This is a genomic window from Paraburkholderia sp. BR10954 (assembly GCF_040965775.1).
GTDB lineage: Bacteria > Pseudomonadota > Gammaproteobacteria > Burkholderiales > Burkholderiaceae > Paraburkholderia > Paraburkholderia youngii.
Map to the genome: position 1 here is coordinate 1 of NZ_JBFRCK010000098.1, position 6,631 is coordinate 6,631.

General features: G+C 59.0%; 4 protein-coding genes and 4 pseudogenes. 7 read left to right on the plus strand and 1 reads right to left on the minus strand.

Going from position 1 to position 6,631, the window contains the following annotated elements; all coding sequences use genetic code 11:
* Nucleotides 1–212: 212 nt before the first annotated feature.
* The 7 genes and pseudogenes from AB4Y34_RS40260 to AB4Y34_RS40290 form a co-directional block, all read left to right on the plus strand.
* Nucleotides 213–727, plus strand: a pseudogene (locus tag AB4Y34_RS40260) (IS6 family transposase); the annotation flags it as partial.
* 99 nt (nucleotides 728–826) lie between these two features.
* Nucleotides 827–1,134, plus strand: a pseudogene (locus tag AB4Y34_RS40265) (IS5/IS1182 family transposase); the annotation flags it as partial.
* 307 nt (nucleotides 1,135–1,441) lie between these two features.
* Nucleotides 1,442–1,837, plus strand: a pseudogene (locus AB4Y34_RS40270) (transposase); the annotation flags it as partial.
* A gap of 117 nt (nucleotides 1,838–1,954) precedes the next feature.
* Complete coding sequence (locus tag AB4Y34_RS40275; protein ID WP_176370014.1) at nucleotides 1,955–3,082, plus strand: phosphoribosyltransferase domain-containing protein; 1,128 nt, start codon at nucleotides 1,955–1,957, stop codon at nucleotides 3,080–3,082.
* Nucleotides 3,072–3,830, plus strand: coding sequence for a trehalose phosphatase (locus tag AB4Y34_RS40280; RefSeq protein ID WP_176370011.1), 759 nt, complete (start codon nucleotides 3,072–3,074; stop codon nucleotides 3,828–3,830). Before AB4Y34_RS40275 ends, AB4Y34_RS40280 begins: the two co-directional genes overlap by 11 nt.
* Nucleotides 3,823–4,917, plus strand: coding sequence for a cysteine protease StiP domain-containing protein (locus AB4Y34_RS40285; RefSeq protein WP_176370012.1), 1,095 nt, complete (start codon nucleotides 3,823–3,825; stop codon nucleotides 4,915–4,917). The genes AB4Y34_RS40280 and AB4Y34_RS40285 overlap by 8 nt, the downstream gene beginning before the upstream one ends.
* Before the next feature lie 62 nt (nucleotides 4,918–4,979).
* On the plus strand, nucleotides 4,980–5,153 hold the full coding sequence (locus AB4Y34_RS40290) for an HpcH/HpaI aldolase/citrate lyase family protein (protein WP_368719160.1): 174 nt from the start codon (nucleotides 4,980–4,982) through the stop codon (nucleotides 5,151–5,153).
* Between the two features lie 596 nt (nucleotides 5,154–5,749).
* On the opposite strand, the pseudogene AB4Y34_RS40295 reads toward AB4Y34_RS40290, so the two are convergent.
* Nucleotides 5,750–6,513, minus strand: a pseudogene (locus AB4Y34_RS40295) (IS5/IS1182 family transposase); the annotation flags it as partial.
* Nucleotides 6,514–6,631: the final 118 nt, after the last annotated feature.

Below are 6,631 nucleotides of genomic sequence, written 5' to 3' on the forward strand. Positions count from 1 at the left end.
TCGAAAACCTGCATGCACAAGATCAAAGCTTGTCGTCGCGCGGGTTGCCCACCGCCGGGCAGCGTGGTCGTGACAGGCGACCCGCCGCCCGGCCGTGGACAACCCGCGATTTGATCTTATCGGGAGGAGGTGCCACACCGCATTAACCTCAACTACAGATCTATCCGTCGAACCGGGTCAACCTCAAGCCCCGAAGACGGACGGTCTGACCGATGAAGCAGAACCTGAATCGCGCGGTGGCGCAGGTGCTCAAGAGCCTACATTATCCGCTTGACGTAATCCTTCTCTGCGTGCGCCGGTACGCTGCTTATCCGCTGAGTCTGCGTCATATCGAGCAGACCATGGGCGATCGAGGAATTTCGGTTCGCCATTCGACCGTGCATCGCTGGACACTCAAACTGTTGCCGGTTCTAGAGAAGCCGTTTCGGCGCTGCAAGCGGGCCGGCGGCAGGAGTTGGGGTATGGACGAAACGTACATTCGCGATAGGGGCGAGTGGAAATATTTGTATCGCGCCGCGGACAAGGCGGGCAACACGATCGATTTCCTTCTGCGAGCCCGTCGTGACAAGGCTGCGGCCGGAGATACTTCTAAAAGGCGATGACCCTGAACGGTGAACCGGGGACTGTGACGATTGATAAAAGCGGATCAAATCTGGCGGCGCTACAAGCGCTCACCGCCGAACGCGAGATGCCGATCAAGGTCTGCCAGAACAAATACCTGAACAATTCAACCATCTGCTACTGAGCAATTCTACTCGCTGGCGAAATAAGCAATCCTATGATATCGCGCTTTGCTATGACTGTTTCCTTGTCGCGACCAAATCCAGTTGGGGCCGACAAGGCTTACGACATGTGCGACTCTGTTCGTGATTGCCGAACGCGCAACGTTGCTCATCAAGACGAAAGCGAGATTGATGGGCGCGCTTCGCGGCACGCCGGTTATGGCATCAGCCAGGTGAAACGCAAACGCATCGAAGAGTACTCCGGTTGGGGCAAGACCATTGGCAGGATTCGGCAGACCATCTATCGAGGCATCAAGCGGGTCACCAGCACTTCAGACTGACGATGCTGGCCAGCAACCTGACCGGAATGGCCCGAATACTGATGGCCGTGCCGCGAGGAGCAGCGCAATGAGTCGCCGGGACGCGGCCACCGCGCGAAAACGCGCCGGCTGGCTCACTCGCCTGTGGTGTGCCCCGGACGATCCATGCGCAACTCAGCGACGAATTGCATACGAAATCCCTTTAAACATTGCCGCGGTTGTCAAAACGAGGCGATTTTCGACAGCCTGTTAGGTCCTCGACCTCGCATCAAACTTGGGAAATGCTGATCAATCGGCTACGCGGTCATCGGTGACGAGGACGAAGACGTTGTAGAAAGAGGCTCACGGAACGGTCCCACGATCATGAAGCGGTAGCTCTGTTTTGCAGAAGTAGGAAGTCTGGACAAGAAGCAAGTGATCAGGCGTCAGCGTTTCCTTGCAGAGATGGAGAAAGTGGTACCGTGGCAGCGCTTGCTGTTGGCGACCGGGATCTACTTTCTTGAACGTGGTACGGCCTGACGGATGAAGGCCTTGAAGACGCGCTGAACGACAGTTTCGCGATGTGTGCGTTCCCGGGCATCGACTTGGCGCGCGAGAACCTACCGAATGCCGGCACGCTGTGAAGTTTCGGCGCCTGTTGGTCGCAGCGTGAGTTGGCGCGAAAGCTGTTCGATGAGATCGGCATCGCGCTATGCGAGCGCGGGGATGAAAGAAGGCACGCTGGTGGATGCCACGTTCTTCGCGACACCGCCGTCGACGAAGAATGCCGAAAAGAGCCGTGCCCCGGAAATACACCCGCGCGGATGCTTAGAATCAGCCGTCGACGACCGTCCTGTTTTTAATAGCCGCGAGTCGCACCGCCAAGTCACCGGCAATCGGCTCATTGATCAGCGTTTCCCAAGGAAGCAGTTCATGGACAGCAATGTAGTACCGACGTTCCTACGCGCTCAACTTAAGCGGGGACTGCTCGAGGTCAAAGTCGACGCCGCCGCCTTGCCCGCGGCTACCCTGTTCGGTTTCGCAGAACGCCGGAATCCAAAGCGGGCATTCCTCTTCGTGTCAAAAGTTCTGGGACGACTCGTGCCGACGCGGCCATCGATCATGGCTACCAGTTTCGAGAGGCTCGTCAGCGAGATCCCAGCGGACCTGCCCGGCCCAGTGCTGGTAATAGGCGTGGCCGAAGCCGCAGTTGGCCTCGGTGCCGGCGTGCACCGTGCTTACAGTGCCACGCGTTCCGACAGCGTGTACCTCACCAGTACCCGTCATCCTTTGGGTACCGACCTCTTTTCTCGATTCGAGGAAGAGCACAGTCATGCCAGCACCCATTTGATCCACCTGCCAGTCGATCCCGAGGTTCGTGATTTGATGCTCCAGGCCCGATCTTTAATCTTGGTGGACGATGAGGCTTCGACCGGCAAGACCTTTCTCAACCTGTACCGCGCACTAATCGAAGCCGGCCTGAACAAGATCGAGCGAGTGGTCACGTGCGTCCTGACAGACTGGTCTGGGGGTGCTGTGCGTAAGGCCATCGGAGAGTCGACCACCGCCGTATCCTTGCTGAGCGGCTCGTATCAGTTCCACGAAGATCAGTCCGCGCCCCTGCCGGATATGCTAGGTGTCGGCGCCGTTTCTATAGGCGGATGGCCTCTCTCACCCCGCAATGACTGGGGGCGCTTGGGCGTTCGCCACGTGGACGACACGCTCGCACCGAACATTCAGATCCAGCCCGGCGAGAAAGTCGTCGTAGTGGGTACCGGTGAGTTCGTCTGGCGTCCCTTCTTGCTGGCGGAGCGCGCGGAGCGAGCCGGGGCAGACGTCTACTTCAGCGCCACCACCAGGTCCCCTATAGCCATAGGCCACGCCATCGAGCACGCGCTGTCGTTTCCTGACAACTATGGCCTCGGTATTCCGAACTTCCTCTACAACGTGAAGCCCGGTCAATTCGACCGAGTTCTTATCTGCACCGAAACCCCGGTGCAAGCGCTCCCTGCAGAACTGGTTGATGTCCTGAATGCGGAGATAATTTTCGATGAGCAGTAATCGTCCGCTGATATTCGTCGACCTCGACGACACCCTGTTCCAGACCGCAAGTAAGATGGCGGACGCCACCCCACGAATCATCGCCACCCTGGACGTGCATGGGCAGCCCAACGGGTACATGAACCCGGTCCAGAACTTCTTCCTGAACTGGCTGCTGGCCTCGGCCGACGTCGTTCCGGTTACCGCTCGTAGCGTGGAGGCCTACAACCGCGTCAAGCTTCCTTTCACCGAAGGTGCAATCTGCTCCCATGGTGGCGTGATGCTCCGCCCTGACGGATCGCTTGACCAGTCCTGGCACGCACAGATGGCCGAGTCGCTCCGGACCTTTCAAGACCGGCTGTCGACACTGAGGGAGGCCACCCTGCAAATCGGCAAAGAACTAGGCTACTCCCTGCGCAGTTGGGTCGTTGAAGAGAAAGGTCTGCGCCACTACGTGCTGACCAAACACAACGAGTCCGACGACTCGGTGCTCACCGAGTTGCTGACCGAAGTTCAATCTCGAAGCATGTTGGAATGCATGCACACCCACGTTAACGGAAACAACCTCGCCCTCCTGCCTGCGGGTTTGGAAAAACGCTTCGCCGTTCAAGAATGGTTGCACCGCGATCGTGAGGTCCATGGCGAGCGGCCGGTGTTGGGCTTCGGTGACAGCATCTCCGACCTGGGGTTCATGGACCTCTGTCACATGTGGTCAACGCCGGCGCGCAGTCAACTGGCAACAGTAGTGAAGGGGCTCATCAATGAGTAATCCTCTCGCCACCCTGAGCACCGTCGGCAGCGGCAGCTACGCCCCTGAAGATGTGCATTTCCTTTTGCAACGCGTGCAGATGAGCTTCACTACCGTTGAGGAAAAGGAGCTTCTGATTCAGACAAACCGGAAGCACTACTCTGAGATGATAAGCTTCGAGCAGGCTCCTACCGACGTGCACAAGGGTCTCTACACCCATGCCCTGGCGCGGAACGGCGCTCGTATGGCTTCCAATGTTCAGTCCTTGGCCTTGGCATTGAGTGCCGCTTACACCGGGCCGAGCATCGCCCTGGTTTCATTTGTTCGCGCAGGCGTGCCCCTCGGTGTCCTGCTGCGCCGGGCACTCGTCGAAATGGGCCGCGATACTCACCACTACGGTGTCAGCATCATTCGCGATCGCGGGATCGACATGGTGGCTCTGGAAGCCATCATCCAGTTGCATGGGGCCGAAAAGATCGCCTTCGTGGATGGTTGGACCGGCAAAGGCGCAATCTCCGATGAGCTCAAACGGACCCTGGACGACGACAAGCGCTTCCCAGAAGAGCCTCGCCTCGTTGTTCTAGCAGACCCCTGCGGCCGTGCTTGGCTGGCTGGCTCTGCAGAGGACTGGATAATTCCGTCCGGCATCCTCGGTGCAACCGTGTCGGGCCTCGTATCCCGCACCATCTGGCCGACTCAAGGTGGGCTTCATGGTTGCGTGACATACGACCACCTGCCTAAGCATGACGTAACCCGAGAGTTCATCGATAAGATCGAGGCCGAACGTGGGGCGCTGGGCGAAGTTTATCCCGCAACTCCATGGACCAACGAACAGCGATTGGAGCTCCAAGCGTCCGCTGATGACGTGGTGTCCTCACTTGCAACGCGTTTTGGCATCTTCAACTTGAATCGCGTGAAGCCGGGTATCGCTGAGGCAACCAGAGCGGTGCTGCGTCGCGTGCCTGATCACGTTCTGGTACGTGATAGCAACGACAGCGACGTACAGTTGTTAATGCATCTCACTGACCGCGCGGGCGTGACCGTAGAGGAAGCTGGCGCGGACCTGGGTCCGTATCGTGCCGCGACAATCACACGGAGTCCCATCTGAGGGGCGACATTTCTGCGTTCGCCCTCGGGGCGACTCTGTACATGCCGGCTACCCGCGGTGACATGCTGGACGTGGTTTTCGGCACCAAGATCTCAGAATTGCGCTCACTTGTGGTGTGCCTGGAAGACGCGGTGGCGGCGATCGACGTCGAAAGCGCGCTCGCGAACCTGCGGGCGCTCCTCATGGATGTTGAGGCTTGGGGCGGCCGTGCGATGCTGCGATGGCAGCAGTGCTGAGTGACTGGCCGCTGATGAAGCACGTCGACAGGTTCGTCGTCCCCAAGTTGACCCTGAAATCCCTCCAATCTTTGGGAATACGCGGTGAGCACTCTGGATCTGTGCCTCATGCCCACACCGGAGACAGTCGACGCGTTCGACCCTGGCGCAATGGTGGAGCTTGGCCAAGCTCTGAAGGCGAACCCAAATCAGCGCATCATCACGCTGCGGATTAGCGGAAAACCTCAAGGGTTGTCTTGGTCTGCGACACAATCCGGCCACCACTGGGGCTGGAGACGCTGGTCGCGTCAAGGCTCGCTCGTTTCTAACACCGTCTAAGCTCCCTCGAACACCGGCGAAGTCCGGAATTGCCGAGTGAACCACTCCAGATTTCTGTCCGCACCCCACGGAAGAGATTCTATCCGACGCTGACACTATTCGTGTCCGTCAGTCTGCAAACGCGGGGCTCGTCTAGCTAGCAGGCTGTTGAAAACACCTCGCCAGCGTTGAGCACTCTGTTTCATTGAGTCGCTGCGCCGGTTTGGTTGATGTCGATTTAATGCTCGAAGCCTTTTATTCAGGTGGACGCAATGCCATTTCCTCGCCGCCTGTCTAGCCTATGCCGCTTTCGCCGCGAGCGTGCGCATGTGAGTCAGGTTGTAGGCCGCCTGAATCAACAGGAAAAGCTGGTCAACTCGTTGCAGCCCCCAACATCGCCTGCCGAATCGTGCAGCCGTCTTGCTCCAGCCACGACCTACTCAATGCATTTGCGCTTGCGCCGACTGACGGCATAGCCGGCCCAGCGCGTTGTGCGCCCGTCGATGGCCGAGCTGCCCGCGCGTTCATTGTATTGTGCAGCATGTGGCGTCACACCATGTGCGCGGCACATTGCCACGAAGCCGGCCGCGTCGGAGCTCTTGTTAGCACCTGACCGTAATCGATCCATCGGCAAACCTCGCGGCGTCCGCAAGCGTCTCGGCTGCTGTGCCCAGCTCGGCTGTGCCATTAGCCTGCGTCACCTGTGCGTGAACACGAGTCCGTGCCGGCTATCAGTCAGTACGTGATCCATGTAGCAAAGCATCGCGCCCATGGCCCGACTCTTGCGAAACAACCGGGCCTGACTGTCCGGGCTGAATTCATGCGTGTCGTTGCTACGCTTCTCGCCATGCCAGTGCTCGTGAGAGCCGGCACCGCCGCCAGGCGGCGAGTCGTCATCTGACTTCGTCCGGGGCAGAAAGCCCCAGGCCTGAATGAGCGGCCTTCGACGCTGAAACGCTCGCCCGACAGATGGCCACGCACGCGCGTTGTCTCGACCGTCTCGAAACGGACTAACCATGACATCATGGGCCATCAGTCGGGCTCGGCTCTTGCTAAATGCGGATTTCGGCGAACGTGACCGCCGATTTCGGGAACGTGACCGATTCGGCGGGGTTGGGGCGTTGCGCGGTGTCGATTGTAGTTTTCCTTGTCAGTTCTGGTCGAGTTCGGGCTCCAGGACG